The sequence below is a fragment of the Citrobacter sp. CK202 genome (genome assembly GCF_030333225.1).
GTDB classification, from domain to species: Bacteria; Pseudomonadota; Gammaproteobacteria; order Enterobacterales; family Enterobacteriaceae; genus Citrobacter_B; species Citrobacter_B koseri.
Genome location: NZ_JAOWGI010000004.1, coordinates 1 through 449, shown reverse-complemented (window position 1 = coordinate 449; position 449 = coordinate 1). Strand labels below are relative to the sequence as shown.

The window sequence follows — 449 nt, the reverse complement described above, 5'->3', positions numbered from 1 at the left end:
CCACACAGATTGTCTGATGAAAAACGAGCAGTAAAAACCTCTACAGGCTTGTAGCTCAGGTGGTTAGAGCGCACCCCTGATAAGGGTGAGGTCGGTGGTTCAAGTCCACTCAGGCCTACCAGATTTTCCCTGAATACTGCGTTGTGAAATGACTCACATACTTTAAGTATGCTTCGTCATCCCACGCCTTGTCTCAGGAAAAATCATCGGTAAGAGGTTCTGACTGTACTGTATGGGGCTATAGCTCAGCTGGGAGAGCGCCTGCTTTGCACGCAGGAGGTCTGCGGTTCGATCCCGCATAGCTCCACCATATTTTACTGCTCATATAAGAAAACTTCAGAGTGTACCTGAAAAGGTTCACTGCGAAGTTTTGCTCTTTAAAAATCTGGATCAAGCTGAAAATTGAAACGACACACGTAAAGTGTGTATGAGTCTCTCAAATTTTCGCA

The 449-nt window shown here is 45.9% G+C and carries 2 tRNA genes; both read left to right on the top strand.

Annotated elements, in window-relative coordinates:
• The first annotated feature begins 44 nt into the window (after nt 1-44).
• A tRNA-Ile gene (locus tag OGX84_RS00020) sits at nt 45-121 on the top strand.
• A gap of 113 nt (nt 122-234) precedes the next feature.
• Nucleotides 235-310, top strand: a tRNA-Ala gene (locus tag OGX84_RS00015).
• The last annotated feature ends 139 nt before the right edge of the window (nt 311-449 follow it).